Source organism: Acinetobacter lwoffii, from assembly GCF_022809915.1.
In the GTDB taxonomy this organism is placed as follows: Bacteria; Pseudomonadota; Gammaproteobacteria; order Pseudomonadales; family Moraxellaceae; genus Acinetobacter; species Acinetobacter lwoffii_M.
In genome coordinates, this window is record NZ_JALGQY010000021.1 from 30,151 (window position 1) to 55,230 (window position 25,080).

Consider the following 25,080-nt stretch of genomic DNA (forward strand, 5'->3'; position numbering starts at 1 on the left):
TTTGCTCGGTTTTTGAGAAGATTGGTTCTACAAAATAACTCAACACGGAAAGTTGAGCATAATCGCATAATGATAATAATAATGTCGGTAGACAGCGAACTTACAGTGAAGTAAGTGAAAGAGGAAACTTACAGCCGCTAAGCCTTGTAGTTTTGGGAGAGACTACAAGGCTTTTTTATATCCTGATTTTTTTATAGGAAGCTTGCTGGATTTTTACCCTAATTTCTTAGCAAAAATTTTCAGCTCTAGCCAGTAAACTTAAGTAAATAGCGTTAAATAAAACAGGAGCTGTGTAACATTATGCAAATTTTCACTTGGTGATGTACGAAATGGCTTACAGTAAAATGAGGCAAATACCTCTAGTTGTCTGGTGGGAATGTGGCAAAATCTACCACACAAGGAAGATGATTTTTCAACAGGATGTTTGAAAATAATAATAAGCGTAAAACGCCATAATAATACAATAAATAATAATGATAAGAGAAAGAACTACAGCGCCAAAAAGCCCGAGTTTACTCGGGCTTTTTTTTATCCATTTTCTATGGAAGGCAGCAGAAGATTCACGCGAGCTAAAGGGTTTGTGGGCTTTTCAAAAGAATTTCTATATTTAATTCATCCTGGATTTATTTCACTAAAATAATGCAAAACCTGAATCTTTGAGGGACAAGAGTCATCAGATCTGAATTGCATCAATGAGCAGCCAAAACCATGCAAAAATCTGGATCTATTTTTGCAATTTGATGCGTTTTCCCTTAAAATATGCAACTTGCTGTAGTGATGCACGGCAGTCAAGGTTTTGAATTCTCATCACTTTGATTTTTATCAAAATATATAAGCATCTCGGAGAAATCGAATGGCTTTAACTAACGCAGATCGCGCAGAGATCATGGCTAAATTCGCTCGCGCTGAAAACGACACTGGTTCACCAGAAGTTCAAGTAGCTCTTTTAACTGCTCAAATCAATGATTTACAAGGTCACTTTAAAGAGCATAAACACGACCATCATAGCCGTCGCGGTCTAATCCGTATGGTTAACCAACGTCGTAAGCTACTTGACTACCTTAACGGTAAAGACCACGGTCGTTATGTAGCATTGATCGGTGCTTTAGGTTTACGTCGTTAATTCGATTTAAACTTTATTTTCGGGTGTATTGCATGCTTTGTGCTGTATTACTGAAAACTAAAGTCGGCTTAGCTTTGCGCTAAGCCAGTGGAAGGGGCGAATGTTTCGCTCCTTCTTTGTGTTTAAAAATAGTATTTAATCTGGTGAGGTCGGCTTCTAAGCTTTGTCATTTACTCGTCCATATGGTCATGAATGCCAAACCTTAGGGGTCTCCACTAGAATAATTGTTCACAAGAACTAGGAAAAAATAAAACATGTCAATGTTTAATATTATTCGTAAAGAATTCCAATTCGGTCAGCACAACGTTATCCTGGAAACAGGTCGTGTTGCCCGTCAGGCAAACACTGTTGTGATTACCATGGGCGGCGTACAAGTACTTGTTGCTGTTGTGGCACAGCCTAAAGCAAAAGCAGGTCAAGATTTCTTCCCATTAACTGTTAACTACCAAGAAAAGCAATATGCTGCTGGTCGTATCCCGGGTGGTTATGGCAAGCGTGAAGGCCGTCAGTCTGAAGCTGAAACTTTGATTTCACGTCTGATTGACCGTCCAATTCGTCCGTTGTTCCCGGAAGGTTACTTCAACGAAATTCAAGTAACAGCCACTGTTATTTCTTCTGATAAAACAATGGATGCTGACATTGCTGCAATGTTAGGTACATCTGCTGCATTGTCTATCGCTGGTACACCTTTCCGTGGTCCAATCGGTGGTGCGCGCGTTGGCTTAATCAACGGTGAATACATCCTAAACCCGAACCTTGAACAACTTAAAGAGTCTGATCTTGATCTTGTTGTTGCGGGTACTGAAACTGCAGTATTGATGGTTGAATCTGAAGCGAAAGAGCTTTCAGAAGACCAAATGCTGGGCGCTGTTTTGTTCGGTCATGACGAAATGCAAATTGCGATCCAAGCGATCAAAGAATTTGCTGCAGCTGCAGGCGCGGTTGAATCAACTTGGGTTGCTCCAGTTAAAAATGAAGAACTTCTTGGTAAATTGAAAGAAGCATTCGAAGCGAAAATCTCTGAAGCGTACACGATTGCAGTTAAGCAAGACCGTTATGCGGCACTTGACGCGCTTTATGCAGAAGCAGTGGCACAGTTCGTTCCTGAAAATGACGAAACGGGCATTGCAGAAGAAGTAAATGAGCTGTTCGAAGACCTTAAATATCGTACTGTACGTGACAACATCCTGTCTGGTAAGCCACGTATCGATGGTCGTGATACTAAAACTGTTCGTGCAATCGACGTACAAGTAGGCGTATTGGATCGTGCTCACGGTTCTGCATTGTTCACACGTGGTGAAACTCAGGCCTTGGTCACAACGACTTTGGGTAATACACGTGATGCGTTGATGGTGGATACCCTTGCAGGTACCAAAACTGACAACTTCATGTTGCATTACAACTTCCCTGCATACTCTGTAGGTGAAACGGGTCGTGAATCTGGTCCTAAACGTCGTGAAATCGGTCATGGTCGTCTGGCACGTCGTGGTGTTCAGGCTGTACTTCCTGCGGCTGACCGCTTCCCGTACGTGATCCGTATCGTATCTGACATCACTGAATCTAACGGTTCGTCTTCAATGGCGTCTGTATGTGGTGCTTCATTATCATTGATGGATGCTGGTGTTCCATTGAAAGCACCAGTTGCGGGTATCGCGATGGGTCTTGTGAAAGAAGGCGAGCGTTTCGCAGTTCTTTCTGACATCTTGGGTGATGAAGATCACTTGGGCGACATGGACTTTAAAGTAGCGGGTTCTGCAAACGGTATTACTGCGCTACAAATGGACATAAAGATCGAAGGCATCACTGAAGAGATCATGGAATCTGCATTGAACCAGGCTTATGCGGGTCGTATGCACATCTTGAATGAGATGAACCAGGTGATTTCACGTGCGCGTCCTGAAATTTCGATGCACGCACCGACCTTCCAGGTGATCAACATCAACCCGGATAAAATCCGTGATGTGATCGGTAAAGGCGGCGCGACCATTCGTGCAATTACTGAAGAAACTAAAGCGGCGATTGATATCGAAGATAACGGTACAGTTCGCGTATTTGGTGAAACTAAAGCGGCTGCGCAAGCTGCAGTTGCCAAGATTCAGGCACTTACGGCTGAAATCGAGCCAGGTACAATTTATACAGGTAAAGTGATTCGTATTGTTGAATTCGGTGCGTTCGTAAATATCCTGCCAGGTACTGATGGCTTACTTCACATCTCTCAAATCTCAAACGAACGCATTGCGAACGTGGCAGATGTATTGAAAGAAGGTCAGGAAGTAAAAGTACAGGTTGCGGATGTTGATAACCGTGGCCGTATTAAATTAACGATGAAAGACATCGAACAAGTTTAATTCTTAAAAATATTCACATGGGAAAATTCATGTGAATAACAATAAAAAAGCCCTGAGCTTGATCAAAGTGTTTATTTTGGCTGGCTCAGGGCTTTTTTTATGCTTCAGTATTGGTCTGAATGTGGTGTTCAGTTGATCTCAGGTTAAGGGATCTGCTTCAGAGCTTTTTAACAAACGATAAATTTCATCTTTTAATTTCAGTTTTTTACGCTTGATCGCCTCAATATCATTGTTGATATGATTGACTGGATCAAGTTCAAGCTGGCTGATTTCTTTGTCCAGCTCATTATGTTCCTCGAATAACTTGGCAAAATAGGGATTTTCCTCGCGAAGTTGCACAATCAAGTCGCGGTATTCGGGAAACATGTATTTGATTTTCTTATTGCAATCTTTGGTTTTCATAGGGATTCTTATACTCTAATCATAAAATTAAATATAAATATGTTCTGATCTGCACTGAAAAATGCAGATCGACAGAACATGAAAAGGATTTACTTGAAGTGCAAATGTTTGACCTCGCGGCGTAACTCCTGCACTTCATCAATGAGGTCCAGCATCATGGCAACGGCGCTAAATGAGGCATCAAAATCGCGTTGCAGGCGATAGGCGCGTTGTGCACGCGAGATATCTTCACCGAGGAAAGTGCTGGTCGGGGTTGTAGAACGATTTGGTAAAATTCCATGTTCAATTAACTGCATGACCCATTCCGGGCTTTGTCCACACGCTTCTGCAAAGTGGATCAAGTCAAATGAACGATCGTCCATAATTTCTGAGGGGGTATAACCTTGGGAAAAACTTTCTTGGTACTGAATCGTAGTCATGGGTCTACTCCTTAAACAGCCAAGTGTGCAAAATCCGGAGAAAGGGAAGGGGCTAAAATAGAACGCTTTCCAATCCTTGGACATGCAGACTCAGAGTGATGACTCAAATGATCATGAGTGAAGAGTCGGGATGTGCCAGTAGTTGATGGATCAGTCGGTCTGACCGGATATCTATCAGCAGCATGCGAGGCAAAGAAGGTTAAAGTTGAAGTTGTTTTTATAATTTTATGTGTTATCGACAAAGCGTATTCAATCACTTTCCTGTGTTGAATAGAGGGCGCCATATCAGGGCTGCAAAGCAGACCAGAGGGCAAAATTGCACAAGGCTGAAGATTGATCATCATAAGTGGATAAAAAATAACCGTCTTCGATCCATTATTATGACTTTGCCTGCTCCAAAACAGTTTTTATTTGTACCTTATTGTTTCAAATCATGACAAAGAAAAAAGCCCCTGATATAGGGGCTTTGAAAATCTTTATGAAATTAATATTTTACCCAAGTAACACTGCGGCCAATTACCGATACCCCGACATAACCACGCAAGGTCAGACGTTTGCCATTGGCACTTAAGCGTGCTTTACCTTTGTAAACTTTGCCACTGATCGGATCAAGCACTTTGCCATCATGGTATTCCCGCGGCTTTTTCGGATCTGCCTTAAAATCCCAGATAAATGGCAGGCCTAGAAAAGGCTTGTTCTTGAGCTGACCTGGACATTTATGACAGATCCCCATTTTTTCTGCGCCAGGCAGGCTGCGTGTTTCGACAATCACCCCTTCATAACTGCCATCTGCTTTCTTGCGAATTTCCACATCCGCACGAGAATAACCAGACTGATCATCGATGGTTTTCCATTTACCCAATAACGGATCTTCATAGGCAAAGGCCAAACTAGAAACTGCGGCTAAACTCATCCCCATTACTAGAATATTCAATAATTTTCTCATAACATACCTGTTAAATTGATGATGTATTCATTTTAGAATTATTGCTCTAATTTATTTTAAAAGCATAATTAAATCAAGAGTATGAACTGTGCAGTCTTTCTCATAATTTTTTGAAAATGATGAATATTCAGGTTTTGTTAGTGTGAATAATCTTATAATTTAAAAGGGATTCTTAGATTGGATTTACAGGAGAGTTTGATTCAGGAGGTAGACAGGTTTTCTACTGTAGGGGAATACGCTTTGTTGAGCTCAGTCACCTAGATTTTAAAACATAAAAAAAGCATTCCTGGGAATGCTTTTAAACTTAAGGATTCGAACTGCTTAGCTCAGGTGTTTACCAAATAGGCCCAAGGCTTCTTCAGCCGTAAAGGTATATTGGCTATTACAGAACTGACAGTCCATCTCGATCGGATTCTGGAATTCCAGCGTTTCACGGATCGACTCTATTCCGATTTGCTGTAAAGCGACTGCACAACGCTCTTTAGAGCAGGTACAACCAAACTTCAACACTTCCGTATCTGGCAGACGCACTTCTTCTTCGTTATATAAACGGTACAGAATATCAGTGGCTTGCAAACCGACTAATTCTTCAGTTTTTAGAGTCTCTGTGAGCATGGTCAGACGTGGCCATAGATCTTCATCTACCCGGCGTTGTTCTTCTTCACTATTACGTGGTAATAACTGAATCAGTAAACCACCTGCACGCTGATGGTCACTTGCCAGTACAATACGCGTCGGAATCTGTGCAGACAGGTCATAATACTGCATCAGACAGCCCGCCAGATTTTCTTTATCAAGGGGTACAATCCCCTGATAACGCTCACCAAATTCTGGTTCGATATTGATGAATAGAACCGGAGAGGTGAGTGATTTCAACACTGTACTGCTGTCTTCACCGACCAGAAAGTGCGGATCTTCTTCATAGTCAGCCAGAGCGCGAACTTCACCCAAATGGTTACATTCAGCCATAGCCCATTTAAATGTGCCCGATGCCTGAATTTGCAGGCTGATACGCCCTTTAATCTTCAATGTGCTGGCCAGCAGTGCAGTGGCACTAAGCATTTCACCTAGCAGGATTTTAACTGCAGGCGCATAGTCACGTTGCGCTAAAATGGTTTGTAAAGCTTCTTCAAGATGCACCACTTCACCACGAACAGGGCTATCTTCAATAAAAAAGCGTTGGCGTAAATCAGACATAAAATTCTCCATAACCCTGCTTTAATGGTGTCATTATTGTAAAACACAAGTTAGGACAGTTCATCTCTTAACGTATCAATTCCTGCGCCGTTTGTATCCTGTTGCTGCTGTTTAGCCTGTTTTTGCACTTTATGGCGTTGATCCTGGGTAAACAGATGCTCCAGTTCAGCCAAACTACTATGCTGATTTTCATAATTTGGATGTTCATCCGGATCCAGATGATATTGGCTGTTGAGCAGTTTCTCATCCTGTTCGCGGAAGTTTTGAATCTGTTGCAGGCTTTCTTCCGGGTCAGGATTGAGCTGGTTTAGTAAGGCCTGACTGAGTTCTAAAGCTGAAAGATAAGTTTCACGCCAGATGTGTTTCACGCCCAAATCCTGTAATAAATGCACATGATGCCGGTCACGGGCACGTACCCATAAACTGATTTCAGGATAATTCAGCCGCAGATGCCGCACGATCAGCATTGAGTCTTCAATATCGTCAATCGCCACAATCACCTGTTGTGCTGTGGCAATACCGGTCTGTATCAAGGCTGCCGGTTCTGTTGCATCCGCCTGATAGAAAGGGATATCGTACTGCGCCAGAAGTTCAGTGGCTGGCACATTGCTGTCCATGACACTAAAGGCATGTTGCTGCTGCAGTAAAATCCGGGCGATAATTTGCCCGAAGCGGCCAAAGCCAATCAGCAGAATCGGTGTACTGGTTTGAGGATTGAGATCAGTTTCGAAGGTCGCTGCCAGATGATTGTGACGATCCAGATGCGGTAGGATCTGACTGTGCAATAACCAATAAAATGCTGGCGTCAGCAGCAAGGAAAAACTCACCATCCACAGCAAGGGAGAGAGCAGATCGACTGCAATAATCTGGTCGGATACAGCAATTACCAGTGCCAGTAAGGCAAATTCGCCGCCTTGCGCCAGACTGGCTGCCAGCAGGGTACTATTGCGCCAGCTATTTTGATGATAACGCGCCAATGCCAGGTTGATTGCAAACTTGACCAAGATTAAAGTGAGGGTGCCGCCGAGAATGATCCAGGGGAAATTGAGCAGATCAGCTAAGTGCAGTGACATGCCCAGACTGATAAAGGCCAGGCCCATCAACAAGCCCTGAAAAGGTCGAATCGTACTTTCTACTGCAGGCCGGAAATCTGAATCTGCCAGTAAAATTCCGGCAAATAAGGCACCGAGAAATAGATTCAGTCCGAGGGTATTCATTAACACCAACAGTGCCAAGGTCACTGCAATCGCCACAACCGCATGCAATTCGTGACTGCCACTTTGGGCAATCCAGCGATACAACGGCTGCATCAAGTAACGATTACACAGGAACAGACCGCTTAACGTCGCGATGAGGGCAGCAAAGTAGGCCACGCCATGTTCGGTCGAGCGAATCCCGGCAAATAGGGGAATAGCTGCAATCACCAGAATGGCCAACAGGGAATGAACCAGCAGGATCGAATAGGCCTGCTGGCCATAACTGGTGGCGAACTGTTCCTGATGATTGAGATGTTGAATCACCAGAGTCATGGCAGACAAACTGCCGGCGAGTCCAATTACAATGCTGGCGAGTAGGCTTTGCTGAAGGAAAACCCAGGCCATGAGCGTAAAAATTAAGGCGCTGATCAATACTTGTAAAGCAGCCATCATCCACAGGGGTGAATTAATCTGCACAATGCGTTGTGGTTTGAGTCGCAGACCGATCCAGAACAACAATGCCATCAGGCTGACTTGTATGAAGCTGTTTAAAACTTCGGGTGCCTGAATCAGATGCAAAAGGCTTGGACTTAAAATGATCCCTGTTAACAGATAGCCCAACACACTTGGCAACCTGAGCCTTTTACTCAGTGGCACCATCAACAGTGCAATGACCAGAACCAGTGTTATTTGTAACAGTATCGACATTTTCCTGCCCTAAATTTATTCTTGATCCAGACTGGGAGTCTTGTATTCCAGAGCGATCCTCAGGCGCAATATCTTTTAGCTCAGTTCCTGAGGGTCGATGTCCAGCGTGAGCTTCATGCTGGAAGGTTTATCCTGCAGCATGTTTTGCCACCAGCTGCGCGCATAGTAATGCAAACGTGGACGATCCGCTGACAATAGCACCATATGCGACTGATAGCGCCCCGCCTTGCGTTCCATTGGCGCAGGAATCGGTCCCCAGATGTCCAGCGCCAGATCAGAATATTGCCTGAGGAGTGCTGCATGTTTCTGTAAGAATTCGGTATTTTGTGACTGATCCTTGGATTCACAGCGAATCAGGATGGCATAACGATAGGGCGGCATTTTGGCCATCTGCCGTTCTTTTAAGGTTTGCTGGGCAAATACGCGATAATTTTCATTGACCAGCGTATTCAGTAGGGCATGATCTGGTCTGAGGGTCTGCAGATAGACATCACCCTTATGTTCACCACGGCCTGCGCGGCCTGCCACCTGCACAATCAGTTGTGCAGTCCGTTCAGTAGCACGGAAATCCACACTGAGCAGACCGGAATCGATATCCAGAATCGCCACCAGAGTGACATAAGGAAAATGGTGTCCCTTGGCCAGCATCTGGGTGCCGAGCAAAATGGCAGGTTCGCTTTTCTGAATCTTGTCATAAATTTTTTGCCAGCTGCCGACCCGACTGGTGGAATCGCGATCGACCCGAATCACCTCAAAATCCGGAAAGAGTTCATTCAGATGTTCTTCGACTTTGCCGGTGCCCATACCCAGTGTAACCAGTTCCTGATGCTGACATTGCGGGCAGTGTTCCGGCATGCGGTGAATAGTGCCGCAGTGATGGCAATGCAGATGCTGATAAGGCTGACGGTGTACAGTGAAGTTGGCATCACAGTGCGGACATTGCGCCTGCCAACCACAGCTGCCACACAGCAGGACGGGAGCATAGCCACGGCGGTTTAAAAAAATCAGCACCTGTTCTTTTTTCTCCAGGCGCTTTTTGATGTCCTGAATCAGTTGAAGGCTAATCCCATGCTTTTTTTGCGCAACTTTTAAATCCAGAATATGGATTTTGGGCATCAAGGCCGTGCCGGCACGTTGATTCAGCTCCAGCACCTGCATCTTGCCATGTTCAACCAGTGCATAACTGTCAATGCTTGGCGTCGCTGATCCCAGCAGTACTGGACATTGCTGTAAATGGCCGCGGTACAGGGCGACATCGCGGGCATGATAGCGGAAGCCTTCCTGCTGTTTAAAGGACAGGTCATGTTCTTCATCCAGAATGATCAGGCCCAGATTCGGCATTGGCGTATAAATGGCGGAACGTGTCCCAAGCACAATCGAGGCTTTGCCAGTTTCTGCCGACTGCCAGGCCTGTAGCCGTTTGGAATCATTCAAACCGGAGTGCAGCAACGCAATATGGCAATGAAAACGGGACTGAAAACGGCTGATGGTTTGCGGCGTCAGGCCGATTTCCGGCACCAGCACCAGCACCTGTTTGCCCTGTTTCAGTACCTGCTCCATGATCTGCAAATACACTTCAGTTTTACCGCTGCCGGTCAGACCATCCAGTAAAAAAGCCTGATATTGATTGCGATATTTTAATACCTGTTCGACTGCATGTTTTTGTTCAGGATTGGCAGTGAGCGGCATTTGTGCCAGCTGCATCGGCTGCGGATTGAAATCTTGTGGCTCCAGCACACAGGCGCAAATTTCTTTTTTCTCCAGCGCTTTTAAGGTCGCGGTTTCAATCCCGGCCATGTTCAGCACATTTTCAGTGGTCCCGACCGGATGCAGTTTTAAAATCCGGTAAGCTTCCTGCTGCTTGTCCGAACGGCGTACTTTGGCCTCGGCATCAGGGTCCAGCAATTTCCAGGTACGGGCCAGCAGGTTATAAGGCTTGCCCTGACGCAACAGGGTCGGCAGGGCACTGTGGACAACTTCACCGATCGGAAACTGATAATACTGTGCTGACCATGTCAACAAACTTAAAACTTTGCTATCTATAATGGCACGTTCATCGAGCAGTTCGGTCACAGCCTTAAGTTTAAAGCGCGGGTCGAGAGGAGTGTCTGCGGACAGTTTTTCGATAATCACCCCGACCAGATTCTGCCGACCAAACGACACCAGTACACGTGTGCCAATCTGTGCCTGTTCAAATTGTGCTGTACTCATTGTGTAATCAAAACAATCAAATACATGCACAGGTACAGCAACGCGTACGCGATAAATTGGACTTAAATCGGTGTGAGAATTTTGCATATCTTGGGGTGGAGATCCTGAAGAAATTTCGTCGTGCTTAAAGTTCGATTATGTTAGAGTGAGCAGATAATTTATATCAAAGAATATGAATGATTTCGGTGGTCTGACGCAACAGCGTTGAGCAAAATTTTGGAAAATTAGAGCATTACAATGCCTGCATATCAGTTTATTGCGCTTGATGCTTCAGGAAAGCAGCAAAAAGGCGTGCTGGAGGGGGATTCTGCACGTCAGATCCGGCAACAATTACGGGATAAAGCACTTATTCCTGTCTCTGTTGATCCTGTTGAAAAAAAAGACCAACAGCATCGTCGAAAATGGTTTGAAAAAAGCATCACCGCCTACGATCTGGCCCTCATGACCCGGCAGCTATCTGTGCTGGTCGCTGCCGCGATTCCGCTGGAAGAAGCCATCCGCGCCGTCGGCAAGCAAAGCGAAAAAGTGCATGTACAAAACCTGCTGATGTCGGTTCGCTCCAAGGTACTAGAAGGGCATAGTCTGGCGCAGGGTTTGCAGCAATCCGGACGTTTTCCTGAACTGTATATTGCTACGATTGCGGCCGGTGAGCGTTCCGGACATCTGGACCTGATTCTGGATCAGTTGGCTGACTATACCGAAAACCGGTTTGCCATGCAGAAAAAAATTCAGGGTGCAATGGTCTATCCGATTATCCTGATGCTGATGTCCTTTGCGATCGTGATGGGGCTGATGACCTATGTGGTGCCGGATATCGTCAAGACTTTTGATCAGAGTAAAGACGCCTTACCGTGGATTACCGTGGCCTTGATGAAAGCCAGTGATTTTATCCGCATTGCTTGGCCATTTTTATTGATTGGTGGTGCTTTGGGGATTTTCCTGTTGGTCCGGTTTTTAAGAACCACCGCCGGGCATTATGCCTTTGACCGTCTGACCTTAAAATTACCTTTATTCGGCAAATTGTCACGCGGGATTAATGCCGCACGTTTTGCCAGTACCTTATCCATTTTGACCCAGTCTGGCGTGCCTCTGGTTGATGCATTGCGCATTGGTGCTGCAGTCAGTAATAACTGGGTGATCCGGGATTCTGTCAATCTGGCGGCAGAAAAGGTGACAGAAGGTGGCAACCTGGCGACCCAACTGGAACGCAGTGGTTATTTCCCGCCGATGATGGTACAAATGATCAAAAGTGGTGAAGCGTCTGGTGAACTGGACCGCATGTTGGAACGTGCTTCACAGATGCAGGATCGCGAAGTGACCACCCTGATTTCAACTTTACTGGCCTTGCTGGAACCTTTAATGCTGGTATTGATGGCCAGTATTGTTTTGGTGATTGTGATTGCAGTGATGCTGCCAATTGTGAATATGAATAATATGATTTAAACAGAAGCCAGTTAGAATTTTGCTGTGATCAAGATTCAAGTGGAAATTCTGAATGATGCAAATAAATGAGAGAGATTGAATGAAAAGGAATCAATTAAATAAACAGACGGGCTTTACCTTAATCGAAGTCATGGTGGTGATTGTTATTCTCGGTGTGCTTGCTGCGCTGATTGTTCCGAACGTGATGGGACGTGGTGAAAAGGCCAAAGTCGATACCACCGTGATCAAGTTGCAGAGCATTGCAGGTTCACTGGATCAATACAAGCTGGACAATGGCAAGTATCCAAGTATGCAGGAAGGCGGTCTGGATGCACTGGTGAATCAGCCAGCGACTGCAAAAAACTGGGTGCCAGGCGGTTATGTCAAAGGCGGTTTTCCAAAAGACAGCTGGGATAATGAACTGCAATATGTGATTCCCGGCACCGATGGTCGCAGCTTCGATCTGTATTCATTTGGTGCAGATGGTCAATCGGGTGGTGAAGGAACAGATGCTGATATTTATTACCAGCCTTAATTGAGAATCATTATAAATTCTCGATAGATGGCATATATCACTTCACTGAATAAGCTATTTCAATACGAAGTGAAGTGATAATAAATCTTAATTATTAAATATAATGTAAGTTAATGATATTTATAATAATGAAATAATAAAAACCATATGCGAGTTATAATAAGAATTATTCCCATATTTATCTATTACAATTCTCGTAAAATATGAATAAATATACACTTTCTATTTATATAAAAAAGCTCATAATGATCTGAATGGCACTTGACTCGCCAACGGAGAAGCACATGAAAGCATTTATTCTAGGAGATGAAATCAATCAATTTCATTGGTCGATGCTGAAATCTGTTCTTCTGGTTTTAAGCATGTTGCCGATCAGTCAGGGTATTGTCCATTTATGGCAGAGCACCGAAGGCAGCAGCCAGATTATGGTGGCTTTTTTTGCTATCAGCTTGATGAGCAGTTTATTGGCCCTGTGTTTCTGGTCAGCATTAAACGCGAGTGTAGTTCGCATTCAAGCCGAACAAGGTTCAGTATTTGAGCAGACACTGGTTCAGATCTATCGTCATGTACCAATGCTGTCTCTTGCCAGCATGTTGTGTTATCTGGCTATACAGTTTTAAGTTTTAAAGAGATAAAGAAACCGAGGCATTGACCTCGGTTTTTTTATTGCTTTGAGTGTTCCTCCCTTTCATAAAGGGAGCTTAGGAGGGATTGATAAGGTGCTATATTCAGGAATCCCCTAAATCCCTCTTTGTAAAAGAGGGACTTGAAGAAATTATCTTCTTGACTTAAAGCTGACATCCACTTTACGTGGACGGAAGCGCCATCCAATAAGCAAAAGCAGAACTGAGAAGATCATCACTGGCCAATCACTGAGTTTCATATACAGCGTTTCGCCCTGCATGGCTGGAAGTTCACCACGTAATACCGCTTCCTGATCCACCGGGGCTTTTTTCACGATGTGGCCATTGTGGTCAATAAAGGCGGTCACACCGGTATTGGTCGCCCGAATAAACCAGCGGCCATTTTCTTTAGCACGCATTTGCACCATCTGCAGATGCTGTAATGGTCCTGCCGTGCCGGTAAACCAGGCATCATTAGACACGGTCACCAGAAAATCGCTTTGGCTGGCATTGCGACGGGTCAAATTCGGGTAAGCCACTTCATAGCAAATTGCAGAACCCAATGGATGATTTTTCACATTCAATGGTTTTTGATGATCTGCACCCCGGGTAAAACCACTCATGGATGGATCATTCTGCAGACCTGGCAAGACCCAGCTCAACCATCCGGATAAGGGAATATATTCACCAAAAGGAACCAGTCGTTGCTTCTTGTATAGCCCATCAGACTCATCTCCGCTGGCCATAATACTGTTGTAATATTTTGGATAACCTGCAGCTTGTGATTCTGCTAAATCCCAATATGGAATGCCGGTTACCCATGCAGTGCCTGATTTTTCAGCTTGTACTTTCATGGCCTCCAGAAAGGCTTCAATATCAGTCTGGAACATGGGAATCGAAGATTCCGGCCAGACGATCAGATCACGACCCCATTCGGTTTTACTCAAATTGGCATAAATCAATAAGGTCTTTACCTGATATTCAGTCAGCCATTTCAAGTCTTGCGGAATATTGCCCTGAATCAGGGAAACCGTTAAAGGCTTTTGATTTTTTTGCTCAACAAACGTCAGCTGTGCTGCGCCCCAGGCACCAAGTAACAAGATGGCGGAAGGAATGGCCCAGAACAGGCGTCTATTCAGGATCTCAACCAGCGCACAGGCCAGAATGATCACCACGAAAGATACCCCAAACACCCCGAATAATGGCGCATAAGCATCTAGGTAGCGTTCGGTAAAGGCATAACCAGCAAACAGCCATGGGAATCCGGTAAAGACCCAGGTCTTGGACCATTCAAACAGCACCCAGAGCGGGGCAAAGGTTAAAGGTGTTTCCGGGAAAAAGCGGCGATAGACAAACGTTTGAACGGCACTAAACAGACCCATCACCAGCGCCATAATCAGGATCATCACGACGCTGAGAAATGCACTGGTATCGCCATAGACATGAATTGAGGTATACAACCAGAATGCGCCTACAAACCACAAGCCAATCCCATAAGCCCAGCCAATGCCAAAGGCCTGTTTTGCGCTACGTCCGCGCAGGCAAGCATAGAGCAGTGCTGGAGACAGAATCGCCAGCCACCAGTAATGATAAGGGGCTAGTGCCAAACTAAAGATAGCACCTGCAAATAAGGCAATTAAAACAGGATAGATTAGCGGCAAAGGTTTTTGCTGTTGAGACGAACTCAACAGCTTATCGAAATACGCTCTCATTGGCGCACGGCTCGAATTAGATGAATAGAGCGTGAATCTGCCTCAAGAATGGTAAATTGCCAGTTTTCCAGTTCAATGGTCTGACCTTCAAGATCACTCACCAGACCAATTTCCTGTAATAACAAGCCGCCCATGGTTTCCACTTCATCATCAGGGAAAGTTGCATTCAGCATATTATTGAAATACTCAATTGGGGTCAGCGCTTGTACCACCCAGGTATTGGCCATAGTCGGATCATTGTCCGGAACAATGTAGTATGCTTCTTCATCAGCATTGTCATGTTCATCTTCAATTTCACCGACAATTTCTTCCAGAATATCTTCCAGCGTCACCAGACCCGAAGTCGTACCGTATTCATCAATCACCACCGCAATATGCGTCTGGGTATTCTTCAACATGCGCAAAACCTGATCGGAGCGGGCGCTTTCTGGAACAAACAAAGGCTGACGCATAAGCGCGCGAATATCGACTTTGGCCGTCGGTTCAGTTAGAAAAGGCAATAAATCCTTTGCCAACAGAATGCCGACTACATTATCGGTCTGATCGGAAGAAAATACCGGAAAACGTGAATGCGCAGATTCGACCAGCACATGCAGGATATCCAGCAGTTGGTCATCTTCCTGTAAGCTGATCATGGACGTGCGAGGCGTCATGACTTCACGAATTTTGGTTGCCGGGAGGTCAAGAACGCCCTCAAGCATGGCAACAGTATCGGGTTCTAAAAATCGACGTGAATCTTGTACTAATTTTAGCAGTTCGTCGCGAGTTTCGGGTGCAGTTCCCAGCCATTTACGTAAGCCGCGCATACCCCACGACGGGCCTGATTCCTCGTGCATGATTTTTCCTGAAGACTCTTAATATCTAAAAAAACGTGGTTTTATCATACCGCAGAAAATACGCTTGTCTATTGTAAATATGATGCGCAGTCTTGATCGCGCGAGTCAGTGCTGATTTTGGAATTGGCCACATATGCAAAGCAGCAATGTAATCGCAGCTTTATGCTAAAATATGGCGGTCTTTCCATCCTGAGTCTATCGATGTCCCCAACTGAAATTATTCCAAGTCTGCAATTGAATACCCGAGGTTTGCGTTGTCCTGAGCCAGTGATGATGTTGCATCAGGCGATCCGTAAATCCAAGGCAGGTGATGTGGTTGAGGTGTTTGCTACGGATAATTCAACGTCGTGGGATATTCCAAAATTCTGTATGCATTTGGGGCATGAGTTGCTGTTACAGGAAGAACGACTGGATGAAAATGGCAATAAAGAATTTCATTATTTAGTGAAAAAAGGTGGTTGAAATAACAGCTATAAAACATCCCTGCACTTGGCAGGGATGTTTTTACTAGGATGCTTGGATTTTTATAAATACATCTTTAAAGTACGTTGGTACTAATTGAGGAAAATCATCGAAAACTTTGTTGATTATTTCTAATTTTAATTTTTCTTCTTTATTTTGTTTTATTTTTTTTAGCTCAGGAATTTGGTTTAGAATTTTTAATTCAAGTTCATGTCCTTGATGATGTGTAAACCATTCAGGAGTGCTTATTTTAACCCCATTTGTTAAATAGACAGAGGTTTGATTTTGATTTTTATTTGGAAATTGAACTTCAATTTTCTTGAGAATCCAATCATGAATTTCTTGTAAGCATTCTACTGAATGATGGTTCAAATCAACATAGCGATGACTTATGTCATTTTGTGATCCTGTTTTTAAGGCTAAAATTAATAATCCAAGGAACAAGGGATTTAGTAAGCAGTTCTCTACACTGTACTGTTGATTGAAAGCATTCACAAAAATGCCATCTTGATTATCTTGGTTTTTTAAATCCCAATCTATAATACCGAAGCAACTTTTATTGCCATATTTGCGCATAGTTTGGGTGATATTTTTTACTTGAGAGCAATTAGCAATAGGATCGCCATTTTCATCCGTTCTTGAATCCCCTGAAGAAATAAAATTGAGAGAAATTTCTTTATTTAGGTAAGGATTTAAAATTTTATATATTGCATCGTAATATTTAACATCGTAAGGGCTTTCTACAAAAACCTGTTTGCGATTTTCATAATTAATACTTAAAGAAGGAACGCCGGCAGTTAAAACAGATAAAGCTTCGTCTTTGCTGCATTTTCTAATTCGCTGTTCCGAATTTTCAACTACGTAAATATCTGATTCATCTGCTAAAGCAACAGTACTTGGCGAATGAGTTGTAATGATGACTTTAATTCCTAAATCTTTTACAAAAACATCTTTTAAAATATTTAAGTATTGCTTAGACATGGATGGATGTAGTGAAGCATCTGTTTCATCTAACAATAATATTTTAGGTAATTGAGTTACATGGTCATTGTTATACAGTGCGAATGCTAATGCGATAAGAATTTTTTCTCCTGAAGATAGCTCAGAAATTTTGACTTCTGTTCCAATACCCTTTTTTACAAATTTAGGATCATAAGAAAGGTAAGGGCTATAGTCGTCTTCATGAGGAACTTTAAATTCATAAGCTATTTGCACTGAATCCAAAATTCCATTTATAACTTTCCATGGAGGATTTCCATATTTCTTAATAAAATCATTCTGATTAAGATAAGAAACGCTTTTATTCTTACGCTCTTTAAGAAACTCATTAAATAAATTTTCGAATTCAAGTTTTTGATAATTATAAAAAATGGTAGAGAAATTATGACTAAAAATATCATGTGTAGTTGGGTGATAACCATGAGGAATACTTTCTTTGAGCAATTTAGGATCTGTTATTCTCTTTGGGGATTTTTCAATAAAGGATTTAAGCTTTTGAAATTGTTTAGTGCCTAAATTTATATTTCCGTATATCGAGTTTGTAAATTTTTCCAATTCTTCAAGATTTTCAGGAAGCTTTTGATGTTGGTCTTGAAACTCAAAGATACGAGAATAACCAATAAACAAAGGGTCTTCTTCATGATGATGTGGATAATTACCATAATCCCTGTGAATTGGATTGAGGTCACTTACAGGTAATAATTTTTCAATGTATTTAATTTTATGAGGAGGAGTTAATACTCCAGCGGTGACAATATTGGAATGTCCATTAACAGCTGCTTGAAGTATCTGTGTTTTACCTACACCGTTAATCCCTGTCAAAATTACAAACTCAGGCAGTTCTTCAGTTTGAAATGGTTTTAATGATCTAAATTCAGATTCTAATTTATATTTCATAATTATCTTACAATAAAAAGCCTCTAAAATAATCAATTATTTTAGAGGCTTATGCAAGCTAATTAAGCATTACATATTCGGGTAATTTGGACCACCACCACCTTCCGGTGTTACCCATGTGATGTTCTGGGACGGATCCTTGATGTCACAGGTCTTGCAGTGCACACAGTTGGCTGCATTGATCTGGAAACGCTTGGAACCGTCATTATTTTCCATGATTTCATAGACACCCGCTGGGCAGTAACGCTGCGCAGGTTCATCCCATGTCGGTAGGTTGACTTCCACCGGAATGGACGGGTCAGTCAGTTTCAAATGCGCTGGCTGGTTTTCTTCATGGACCGTATTCGATACAAACACCGAAGACAGACGGTCAAAGGTCAGCTTGCCATCCGGCTTTGGATAGTTTGGCTTGAAGCTTTCAGCCGCCTGGGTTTTCAACGCAGCATGGTCCTGAACCAGATCATGCAAGGTGAAAGGCACTTTAAACACGTTCTGGTCGATAAAGTTAAAGGCACCACCGATCCATTGACCGAACTTGTGCATTGCCGGGCCAAAGTTACGCGAGTTGTATAACTCTTCTTTTAACCAGCTGTTGTTAAACTTGTCGGTATACGCGGTCAGTTCTTTCACGAAGAAATCTTCACCTTCCACTACACGCGCAACCGCCAGATCACCACCTTTTTCTACACCGGCAGCAATCGCTTCAAACACCGCTTCACCGCAGAGCATGCCGGATTTCATGGCAGTATGAGAACCTTTAATCTTGGCAAAGTTCAGGAAGCCTGCATCATCCCCAATTAACGAGCCACCCGGGAAGGTGAATTTTGGCAGCGAGTTAAAGCCACCTTTGGTCACGGCACGGGCACCATAAGAAATACGCTTACCGCCTTCCAGATACTGCTTGATTAAAGGATGGGTTTTCCAGCGCTGCATTTCCATAAATGGATACATGTGCGGGTTAGTGTAGGACAGATCCACGATCATGCCCAGGGTCACCTGGTTGTTCTCGGCGTGGTAGAGCCACCAGCCGCCTGAAGAACCGGTTTCAGAAAGCGGCCAGCCGGCACCATGCATCACCAGACCCGGTTTATGTTTGGCCGGATCGATTTCCCAGAGTTCTTTAATGCCGATACCGTAATGTTGTGGATCCGCATCCTTGTCTAGGTTGAACTTCTGGATTAAACGCTTACCTAAGTGACCACGACAGCCTTCAGCAAAAATGGTGTATTTGGCATGCAGTTCATAACCTGGAGTAAAGTTATGCGTTGGTTCGCCATCTTTACCAATACCCATATCACCGGTTTGGATGCCTTTTACGCTACCATCTTCATGGTAAAGAATCTCAGAGGCTGCGAAGCCCGGGAAGATCGACACTTCCAGTTCTTCTGCTTTCTGGCCTAACCAGCGCACCACGTTGCCCAGTGAAATGACATAGTTGCCATCGTTATGCATGGTTTTAGGCACCATCCAGTGTGGCGCTTCCTGTGATTTTTCATCTGACAGCAGGAAGAAGGTTTTATCTTCAGTCACTGGGACATTTAGCGGGGCACCTTGTTCTTTCCAGTCCGGGAACAGCTCGTTCATGGCACGCGGTTCAAGTACCGCACCAGACAGAATATGTGCACCGACTTCGGAGCCTTTTTCTACGACACAAACGGACAAATCGTTTAAGTTGTTTTCAATTGCAAGTTGACGGATTTTGATCGCAGCAGAAAGACCCGCAGGGCCTGCGCCTACGATGACGACGTCAAACTCCATCGATTCACGTTCGATGTGTTCCATGTAGGACTCCTCATATTACTATTCGGTGGCAACCATAACCGGATGGTTGGGTGCTGCCATAAGTGTTCTTGGTTCCTAGACACAAAAATGCTGGTGTCTTTGATAATCTGGGCTAGTATAGTTTTAAAGCCGGTTTTAGCCAATTGGCTGAAACATATTATTTTTCCGTCATTAAGGTCTTCTTTTATGGATAAGCCAGTACCCAGCACAAATCCGACGAAAAAAGTAACTTATCCCGATGATAAAAATTTAATGGATATCGCACAATACTTAAAAGATGCACAGGGCAGTCACAAAAGGTCAATTCCCCCTTTGGAGCAATGGCAGCCAAAGCATTGTGGCGTCATGGATCTGAAGGTTTTAGCCAACGGCGAATGGTGGCACGAAGGTCAATTGATCAAGCGTCAGCCGATGATTGACCTGTTTGCAACGGTACTCTGGAAAGAAAACGATAAATTCTATCTAAAAACACCGGTAGAAATGATTGAAATTGAAGTTGAAGATGAACCTTTATTTGTCAATCAGGTCGATCAGGTTGAAATTAATGGAAGGATTTATCTGCAACTGGGCACGACCACGCAAGACCTGATTGTTGTCGATGCTGAACATCCGATCTTCATGCGTGAATATAAAGGCGAACTACGGCCTTATGTGCATGTGCGTTTCGGGATCAATGCCCTGATCCAGCGTGCTGCATTTTTACATCTGGTCGAGATGGGAGAGCTTGATGAAAATCCGGCAGGCGAAACCGTTTTAAGTCTGAAAAGTGGTGATTTAGACTTGCATTTGAGCACATGAGGTTTAAGCTTGATCGCTAGAAATTTCAAACAAGCCACCTGCAACGTTATGAGCGCTATTCAACCAATTTCCCAGCTATTAGACCCGATGCCCAATGCCACGGCAGATGCGCCGATTGGTATTTTTGACTCAGGCGTAGGCGGCTTGTCAGTCGCCCTGGAAATTGCCCGCCATTTGCCCAATGAGCGCTTTGTCTATTATGCGGATACTGCGCATGTGCCTTATGGCCCGAGAGATGATCAGGAAATTCGTGCCCTGACGGCCCAGGCGATTGAATGGCTGTATCGTCAAGGTTGTAAAGTTGCGGTGGTGGCGTGCAATACTGCTTCCGCTTTTAGTCTGGATTATTTGCGTTACTATTATGGTGAAAACTTTCCGATTATCGGTTTAGTACCCGCGCTTAAACCAGCAGTCTTGAATACCCAGTCGAAAACTGTGGCGGTATTGGCCACGCCCGCGACCTTCCGCGGCCAGCTGATTAAAGATGTGATTTCCCGTTTTGCCGAACCGGCTCAAGTCAAAGTCCTGCCTGTGACCAGTCTGGATCTGGTGCCTTTTGTTGAGGCTGGAGAGCAGATGAGTGCAGCCTGTTTGCAGACATTAAAAGAGATTTTACAACCAGTTGTGGATCAAGGCGCTGATTATTTAGTATTAGGATGTACACATTACCCCTTCCTAAAATCGTCAATTCAGTATATTTTTGGTCAAAAGCTGACATTAATTGACTCAGGATTCGCGGTTGCAAGACAAACGGCCCGAATTTTAATTAAAAATGGGTTGTTATTTGAGCATGAGTCTAAAGAAAGCGTGAAAATTGAATTGGTGGTGAGTGGGCAGAATGCTGAACAGCTCCGACCGATTTTGCAGCATCTGATTCCGGCCGATTTAAAATGGCAGGTCAGTAATATGAGTGCAGTTTAAAACTCATTTTTATAATTTAAGAAGAAAGATATTTTGATTGTGGGGTGGCCATATTGGGTAAAGAAGCATGTGATGATGCATTTTTTACCCAAATGTACAGGAGAAGAGGATAGCCCATGCTGGATAAACGGTACCAAGTGTTCATCTCAACCTCTGGGGCAGAAATGCAACCGGAGCGTATCATTCTGTCTCAAACACTGGTAGGAATGGGGTTTTTCTCGTGGGGACTGGAACAGCGTACACCGCTGAATACTGCATTTGCACGCCGCCAGATTGATGACTGTGATTATGTCGTGATTCTGCTGGGAAGCCAGTATGGAGAGCAGTCGGTATCGGGTGTTGGCTATATGCATCTCGAATATATTTATGCAGTGACCAAGCAAAAACCGATTATTGTGTTTATGCATGATGATCCGGCATCACGTGAAAGTGCATTGCATGATGCCAAACCGGAATTACAGGAAAAATTCAAGGAATTCCGTCAACTGTTACAGCAGGAAGTCGATCAGGTCTTTACTTACCGTAGCCTGCGCGATCTGGAAATGGCAGTGCGTTTTAACATGTCACAAATGCTGGAGCGCTATCCGGTGACCGGCTGGGTACGCCCGCAAAATACCCAAGCCCTGCATGACGAGATTGACCAGCTTAAAGCGAAAGTCGCGCAACTGGAACGTGATGGCGGAACAGCTCAGCTCGATCCATTCTTAAGCCTGCCCAAAGTGGCGATGCATGAAATTTTTTCTTTTGAATACCGGATGCATGCCTATCAGGATGGTAACTTCAAGGAAATCAAAGTCCAGAAAAAACTCACCTGGGCACAATTGTTGGCATTGCTGGGCTCAACCTTTGTCAATCCCACACCCGAAGAGTTTTTCTCAAAGCGCATGAATGAATATCTGAATGAAACCGGCCTGCCGGATGCGCGGGTGCAGATGCCACGAGCGCATGCTGTCGCGCGTGCCCAGATGAATATTCGTGCCTTGCATAGTTTAAAAATTCAAATGCGCCAGAATGACTGGATTGTGCCATCCGGTCGTGATGACCGCCAGCGCATGCTGTGGCAGATTACCCCAAAAGCGCAAAAGTTGCTGGACAGCAGCTTGCTGGATTTAGATCGCACTTTTCAATATAAGTCAGCGTATTAATCCATAGAGAGAATAAATAAAAAGCTGTTAAAGTACAGGGGTTGATATCCTGACGGACGAACTGAATGTATTCTCCTGCTAAAGCGAAAGTGACGATTATATTGGCAAACTTGGGCACACCAGATGAGCCTACGATTCCTGCGGTACGCCGTTTTCTCAAGCAGTTTTTATCCGACCAGCGTGTAATTGAGATTCCTAAACCGATTTGGCAAATCATTCTGCGCTTATTCATTTTGCCCTTCCGTCCAAAGCGGGTATCACAGGCCTATGCGCAGGTATGGGGACAGGATTCGCCGATGCGTGAAATTCTGTTTGAGCAGGTCGCAGCAGTCAAGACGCATCTCACCCAGCTGTATCCGCAGTTTGAGCTGAATGTGGTACCCGCCATGACCTATGGCAATCCCAACATTCAGGATGTCTTGGCACAAGTCTCCGCGCAGCCACAGGAACACGTAATTCTATTTCCCCTGTTTCCCCAATATTCAGCCACGTCGACCGCACCTCTATACGATGCGGTGGCGAAATGGGTGGTTAAACAGCGTAATTTACCCGGTTTGACAGTGATCCGGGATTATTATCAACATCCTTTATTTATCCAGTCGTTGGCTCAAAGTGTACGTGATTATCAGGCAATTCATGGTCAACCAGAGAAATTATTGATGTCTTTCCACGGCATTCCACAGCCTTATGCTGATAAAGGCGATCCTTATGCCGACCGTTGCCGCATCACGGGTAAATTGGTGGCGGAAGCACTAGGTTTAAATGAAGATCAATATGCGATCAGCTTTCAGTCGCGGTTTGGCAAACAGGAGTGGATCAAGCCCTATACCGATGTTTTGCTCGAAGATTGGGCCAAGCAAGGGGTGAAATCAATTCAGGTGATGAGTCCGGCATTTTCCGCGGACTGTCTGGAAACGCTTGAAGAGCTGGCAATCGAAAATGCCGAGACATTTAAAGCACTCGGCGGTGAAAGCTATAGTTATATTCCTGCTTTAAATAGCCGTGAAGATCATTTGCGATTGCTCAATAGTCTGCTACAGGCTAATCTGGATGCATTGACACAGACACTTGCTCATTAACTTGCCCGAGGTTTTTCACCCCATGTTACAAGTCAAAATTGTTCCGGTTACTGCATTTCAGCAAAACTGTTCCATCATTTGGGATACGGACACCAAAGAAGCCATTTTGATTGATGCAGGGGGCGAACCTGAGAAACTGAAGGCTGAAGTTGAAGTACTGGGTTTAACAGTTAAAGCCTTGTGGTTGACCCATGGTCATCTGGACCATGCGGGTGCTGTGGGCGCGTTAAAAAAGGCTTGGGATGTGCCGGTAATCGGACCGCATAAGGAAGATGCATTCTGGCTTGACATGATTCAGGAAGTTTCTGCACGTTATGGTTTTCCGATTCCGGAAAAAGTCGAAGTGACCCAGTGGCTGGAAGGTGGTGAAGTTCTCACACTCGGCAATGAAGAATTTGAAGTGCGTTTTGCCCCAGGACATACGCCGGGTCACGTGATGTTCTATAACAAAAATTATGACTTGTTATGGACAGGTGATGTCTTGTTCAAAGGCTCAATTGGCCGCACCGATTTCCCGCGTGGCAATCATCAGCAGCTCATAGATTCAATTCAGCGTGAATGTTTCAGCCTGCCAGATGAAACTCGATTTATTTCAGGACATGGTCCGATCAGCACCATTGGTTTTGAAAAGCAGCATAATCCTTTTGTTGCAGGTAAAGCGGGTTAAAAGCGTAAATAAAAGACCAATATAGTTTGGTCTTTTATTTTTATTCTGAAAAGGGATTATTGCGAAGTTGTCGCGTTTGCATGTGTATGAGCCAAGCGGCAAAAGCAAAAAGCACACCCAATACAATAAATAAACTATCTTGTTGGAAAATGCCGACTCCCAACGAAAGAAGTGCGAGTAGACCAACCCCAATTAATATGACTCTTAAAATAATATAACCCATATTATTGCTCTAAAAATAATGTGAAAATTTAGAGTAGAACAATAATACTAAGGCTTTATGAAAGATGTTAGTTCGTGTTGCTTTATCTAAGTAATTTTATAAAATTCATATGATTTATTTAGGGTGTGTTGACACTTTTAGTTTAAAAAAATAGCGAAGTAGTAAAATCAAATCGCCAAACCCAATTTTACTATTCGCTATGCCTCGTACCATGCTGACAGATCAACACTGGCAAAAGTTGAAAGTTATTCTGCGTAATTTATCCATTCACCACAACTCAAATTTACGCAATTTTATTGAAGCTATTCTCTATAGAATTAGAACAGGCTGTCCGTGGCGAGATATTCCTTGCTGTTTTGGTCATTCAAACTCTATTTTCAAACGTTTTAATCGTTGGTCAAGCAGCGGTAAGTTACTTAGATTATTCAA

At 44.0% G+C, this 25,080-nt stretch carries 23 protein-coding genes; 12 read left to right on the plus strand and 11 right to left on the minus strand.

The window, feature by feature from the left end:
- The first annotated feature begins 853 nt into the window (after nt 1–853).
- Nucleotides 854–1,123, plus strand: coding sequence for a 30S ribosomal protein S15 (gene rpsO / locus MTX11_RS11235; RefSeq protein ID WP_004278577.1), 270 nt, complete (start codon nt 854–856; stop codon nt 1,121–1,123).
- Between the two features lie 260 nt (nt 1,124–1,383).
- Nucleotides 1,384–3,471: a polyribonucleotide nucleotidyltransferase gene (gene pnp, locus MTX11_RS11240; RefSeq protein ID WP_171054287.1), complete on the plus strand. Its 2,088-nt coding sequence runs from the start codon at nt 1,384–1,386 to the stop codon at nt 3,469–3,471.
- 138 nt (nt 3,472–3,609) lie between these two features.
- Here pnp and MTX11_RS11245 read toward each other — a convergent pair whose 3' ends face one another.
- The 6 genes from MTX11_RS11245 to MTX11_RS11270 all read right to left on the minus strand — a co-directional run bounded on the left by MTX11_RS11245 (nt 3,610) and on the right by MTX11_RS11270 (nt 10,637).
- Nucleotides 3,610–3,873 carry an HP1242/YdcH family protein gene (locus MTX11_RS11245; protein ID WP_004729352.1) on the minus strand — a complete coding sequence of 88 codons (264 nt, stop codon included), beginning with the start codon at nt 3,871–3,873 and terminating at the stop codon, nt 3,610–3,612.
- Between the two features lie 89 nt (nt 3,874–3,962).
- A complete protein-coding gene (locus tag MTX11_RS11250) occupies nt 3,963–4,292 on the minus strand; it encodes a chaperone modulator CbpM (RefSeq protein ID WP_219308212.1) in 330 nt (109 codons plus the stop codon).
- Nucleotides 4,293–4,776: 484 nt separating this feature from the next.
- Nucleotides 4,777–5,238, minus strand: coding sequence for a DUF2147 domain-containing protein (locus MTX11_RS11255; protein WP_243475131.1), 462 nt, complete (start codon nt 5,236–5,238; stop codon nt 4,777–4,779).
- A 321-nt stretch (nt 5,239–5,559) separates the two neighbouring features.
- Complete coding sequence (hslO, locus tag MTX11_RS11260) at nt 5,560–6,435, minus strand: Hsp33 family molecular chaperone HslO (protein ID WP_004278571.1); 876 nt, start codon at nt 6,433–6,435, stop codon at nt 5,560–5,562.
- Nucleotides 6,436–6,485: 50 nt separating this feature from the next.
- Complete coding sequence (locus MTX11_RS11265) at nt 6,486–8,339, minus strand: cation:proton antiporter domain-containing protein (RefSeq protein ID WP_243475132.1); 1,854 nt, start codon at nt 8,337–8,339, stop codon at nt 6,486–6,488.
- Between the two features lie 75 nt (nt 8,340–8,414).
- On the minus strand, nt 8,415–10,637 hold the full coding sequence (locus MTX11_RS11270; RefSeq protein ID WP_243475133.1) for a primosomal protein N': 2,223 nt from the start codon (nt 10,635–10,637) through the stop codon (nt 8,415–8,417).
- A 150-nt stretch (nt 10,638–10,787) separates the two neighbouring features.
- Between MTX11_RS11270 and gspF the strand changes: the two genes are divergently transcribed.
- The 3 genes from gspF (at nt 10,788) to MTX11_RS11285 (ending at nt 13,127) form a co-directional block, all read left to right on the plus strand.
- On the plus strand, nt 10,788–11,993 hold the full coding sequence (gene gspF, locus MTX11_RS11275; protein WP_004729358.1) for a type II secretion system inner membrane protein GspF: 1,206 nt from the start codon (nt 10,788–10,790) through the stop codon (nt 11,991–11,993).
- A 79-nt stretch (nt 11,994–12,072) separates the two neighbouring features.
- The gene (gene gspG / locus MTX11_RS11280; protein WP_004278567.1) at nt 12,073–12,507 is read left to right on the plus strand and encodes a type II secretion system major pseudopilin GspG; all 435 of its coding nucleotides are present in this window, start codon (nt 12,073–12,075) and stop codon (nt 12,505–12,507) included.
- Between the two features lie 284 nt (nt 12,508–12,791).
- Nucleotides 12,792–13,127, plus strand: coding sequence for a hypothetical protein (locus MTX11_RS11285; RefSeq protein ID WP_005108037.1), 336 nt, complete (start codon nt 12,792–12,794; stop codon nt 13,125–13,127).
- Between the two features lie 155 nt (nt 13,128–13,282).
- Here the strand turns inward: MTX11_RS11285 and lnt are convergent, their stop codons facing one another.
- Both lnt and MTX11_RS11295 read right to left on the minus strand, forming a co-directional pair.
- Entirely contained in the window at nt 13,283–14,842 is a 1,560-nt protein-coding gene (gene lnt, locus MTX11_RS11290) for an apolipoprotein N-acyltransferase (RefSeq protein WP_243475134.1), read from the minus strand.
- On the minus strand, nt 14,839–15,678 hold the full coding sequence (locus MTX11_RS11295) for an HlyC/CorC family transporter (RefSeq protein ID WP_243475135.1): 840 nt from the start codon (nt 15,676–15,678) through the stop codon (nt 14,839–14,841). The genes lnt and MTX11_RS11295 overlap by 4 nt, the downstream gene beginning before the upstream one ends.
- Nucleotides 15,679–15,879: 201 nt before the next feature.
- Here MTX11_RS11295 and tusA point away from each other — a divergent pair, with 201 nt between their 5' ends.
- Entirely contained in the window at nt 15,880–16,140 is a 261-nt protein-coding gene (tusA, locus tag MTX11_RS11300; protein ID WP_004729361.1) for a sulfurtransferase TusA, read from the plus strand.
- A 45-nt stretch (nt 16,141–16,185) separates the two neighbouring features.
- Here the strand turns inward: tusA and MTX11_RS11305 are convergent, their stop codons facing one another.
- Nucleotides 16,186–18,036: an ATP-dependent nuclease gene (locus MTX11_RS11305; RefSeq protein WP_243475136.1), complete on the minus strand. Its 1,851-nt coding sequence runs from the start codon at nt 18,034–18,036 to the stop codon at nt 16,186–16,188.
- Nucleotides 18,037–18,105: 69 nt separating this feature from the next.
- On the minus strand, nt 18,106–19,818 hold the full coding sequence (locus MTX11_RS11310) for an electron transfer flavoprotein-ubiquinone oxidoreductase (RefSeq protein ID WP_243475137.1): 1,713 nt from the start codon (nt 19,816–19,818) through the stop codon (nt 18,106–18,108).
- A 186-nt stretch (nt 19,819–20,004) separates the two neighbouring features.
- Here MTX11_RS11310 and MTX11_RS11315 point away from each other — a divergent pair, with 186 nt between their 5' ends.
- The 5 genes from MTX11_RS11315 (at nt 20,005) to MTX11_RS11335 (ending at nt 24,428) form a co-directional block, all read left to right on the plus strand.
- Nucleotides 20,005–20,616 carry a DUF1285 domain-containing protein gene (locus MTX11_RS11315; RefSeq protein ID WP_180038063.1) on the plus strand — a complete coding sequence of 204 codons (612 nt, stop codon included), beginning with the start codon at nt 20,005–20,007 and terminating at the stop codon, nt 20,614–20,616.
- Nucleotides 20,617–20,664: 48 nt separating this feature from the next.
- Nucleotides 20,665–21,537: a glutamate racemase gene (murI, locus tag MTX11_RS11320; protein WP_243475138.1), complete on the plus strand. Its 873-nt coding sequence runs from the start codon at nt 20,665–20,667 to the stop codon at nt 21,535–21,537.
- A gap of 116 nt (nt 21,538–21,653) precedes the next feature.
- Nucleotides 21,654–22,682, plus strand: a complete 1,029-nt coding sequence (locus MTX11_RS11325; RefSeq protein ID WP_213686484.1) for a DUF4062 domain-containing protein — start codon at nt 21,654–21,656, stop codon at nt 22,680–22,682.
- 65 nt (nt 22,683–22,747) lie between these two features.
- Nucleotides 22,748–23,761 carry a ferrochelatase gene (gene hemH / locus MTX11_RS11330; protein WP_243475139.1) on the plus strand — a complete coding sequence of 338 codons (1,014 nt, stop codon included), beginning with the start codon at nt 22,748–22,750 and terminating at the stop codon, nt 23,759–23,761.
- Nucleotides 23,762–23,783: 22 nt separating this feature from the next.
- Nucleotides 23,784–24,428 carry an MBL fold metallo-hydrolase gene (locus tag MTX11_RS11335; RefSeq protein WP_222110585.1) on the plus strand — a complete coding sequence of 215 codons (645 nt, stop codon included), beginning with the start codon at nt 23,784–23,786 and terminating at the stop codon, nt 24,426–24,428.
- 40 nt (nt 24,429–24,468) lie between these two features.
- Here MTX11_RS11335 and MTX11_RS11340 read toward each other — a convergent pair whose 3' ends face one another.
- Nucleotides 24,469–24,651: a hypothetical protein gene (locus tag MTX11_RS11340; RefSeq protein ID WP_004278555.1), complete on the minus strand. Its 183-nt coding sequence runs from the start codon at nt 24,649–24,651 to the stop codon at nt 24,469–24,471.
- 199 nt (nt 24,652–24,850) lie between these two features.
- On the opposite strand from MTX11_RS11340, the gene MTX11_RS11345 reads away from it, so the two are divergent.
- On the plus strand, nt 24,851–25,080 hold a 230-nt coding region (locus MTX11_RS11345; protein WP_243474662.1), incomplete at its 3' end, for a transposase.

Bases quoted from the DNA above. Each gene is read 5' to 3' on its own strand.
- MTX11_RS11340 (WP_004278555.1), bottom strand. From the start codon at position 24,651: ATGGGTTATATTATTTTAAGAGTCATATTAATTGGGGTTGGTCTACTC.
- MTX11_RS11270 (WP_243475133.1), bottom strand. From the start codon at position 10,637: ATGCAAAATTCTCACACCGATTTAAGTCCAATTTATCGCGTACGCGTT.
- MTX11_RS11325 (WP_213686484.1), top strand. From the start codon at position 21,654: ATGCTGGATAAACGGTACCAAGTGTTCATCTCAACCTCTGGGGCAGAA.
- MTX11_RS11285 (WP_005108037.1), top strand. From the start codon at position 12,792: ATGAAAGCATTTATTCTAGGAGATGAAATCAATCAATTTCATTGGTCG.
- lnt (WP_243475134.1), bottom strand. From the start codon at position 14,842: ATGAGAGCGTATTTCGATAAGCTGTTGAGTTCGTCTCAACAGCAAAAA.
- hemH (WP_243475139.1), top strand. From the start codon at position 22,748: ATGTATTCTCCTGCTAAAGCGAAAGTGACGATTATATTGGCAAACTTG.
- MTX11_RS11315 (WP_180038063.1), top strand. From the start codon at position 20,005: ATGGATAAGCCAGTACCCAGCACAAATCCGACGAAAAAAGTAACTTAT.
- murI (WP_243475138.1), top strand. From the start codon at position 20,665: ATGAGCGCTATTCAACCAATTTCCCAGCTATTAGACCCGATGCCCAAT.
- hslO (WP_004278571.1), bottom strand. From the start codon at position 6,435: ATGTCTGATTTACGCCAACGCTTTTTTATTGAAGATAGCCCTGTTCGT.
- gspG (WP_004278567.1), top strand. From the start codon at position 12,073: ATGAAAAGGAATCAATTAAATAAACAGACGGGCTTTACCTTAATCGAA.
- pnp (WP_171054287.1), top strand. From the start codon at position 1,384: ATGTTTAATATTATTCGTAAAGAATTCCAATTCGGTCAGCACAACGTT.
- MTX11_RS11255 (WP_243475131.1), bottom strand. From the start codon at position 5,238: ATGAGAAAATTATTGAATATTCTAGTAATGGGGATGAGTTTAGCCGCA.
- MTX11_RS11310 (WP_243475137.1), bottom strand. From the start codon at position 19,818: ATGGAACACATCGAACGTGAATCGATGGAGTTTGACGTCGTCATCGTA.
- MTX11_RS11250 (WP_219308212.1), bottom strand. From the start codon at position 4,292: ATGACTACGATTCAGTACCAAGAAAGTTTTTCCCAAGGTTATACCCCC.
- tusA (WP_004729361.1), top strand. From the start codon at position 15,880: ATGTCCCCAACTGAAATTATTCCAAGTCTGCAATTGAATACCCGAGGT.
- MTX11_RS11295 (WP_243475135.1), bottom strand. From the start codon at position 15,678: ATGCACGAGGAATCAGGCCCGTCGTGGGGTATGCGCGGCTTACGTAAA.
- MTX11_RS11335 (WP_222110585.1), top strand. From the start codon at position 23,784: ATGTTACAAGTCAAAATTGTTCCGGTTACTGCATTTCAGCAAAACTGT.
- MTX11_RS11245 (WP_004729352.1), bottom strand. From the start codon at position 3,873: ATGAAAACCAAAGATTGCAATAAGAAAATCAAATACATGTTTCCCGAA.
- MTX11_RS11265 (WP_243475132.1), bottom strand. From the start codon at position 8,339: ATGTCGATACTGTTACAAATAACACTGGTTCTGGTCATTGCACTGTTG.
- rpsO (WP_004278577.1), top strand. From the start codon at position 854: ATGGCTTTAACTAACGCAGATCGCGCAGAGATCATGGCTAAATTCGCT.
- gspF (WP_004729358.1), top strand. From the start codon at position 10,788: ATGCCTGCATATCAGTTTATTGCGCTTGATGCTTCAGGAAAGCAGCAA.
- MTX11_RS11305 (WP_243475136.1), bottom strand. From the start codon at position 18,036: ATGAAATATAAATTAGAATCTGAATTTAGATCATTAAAACCATTTCAA.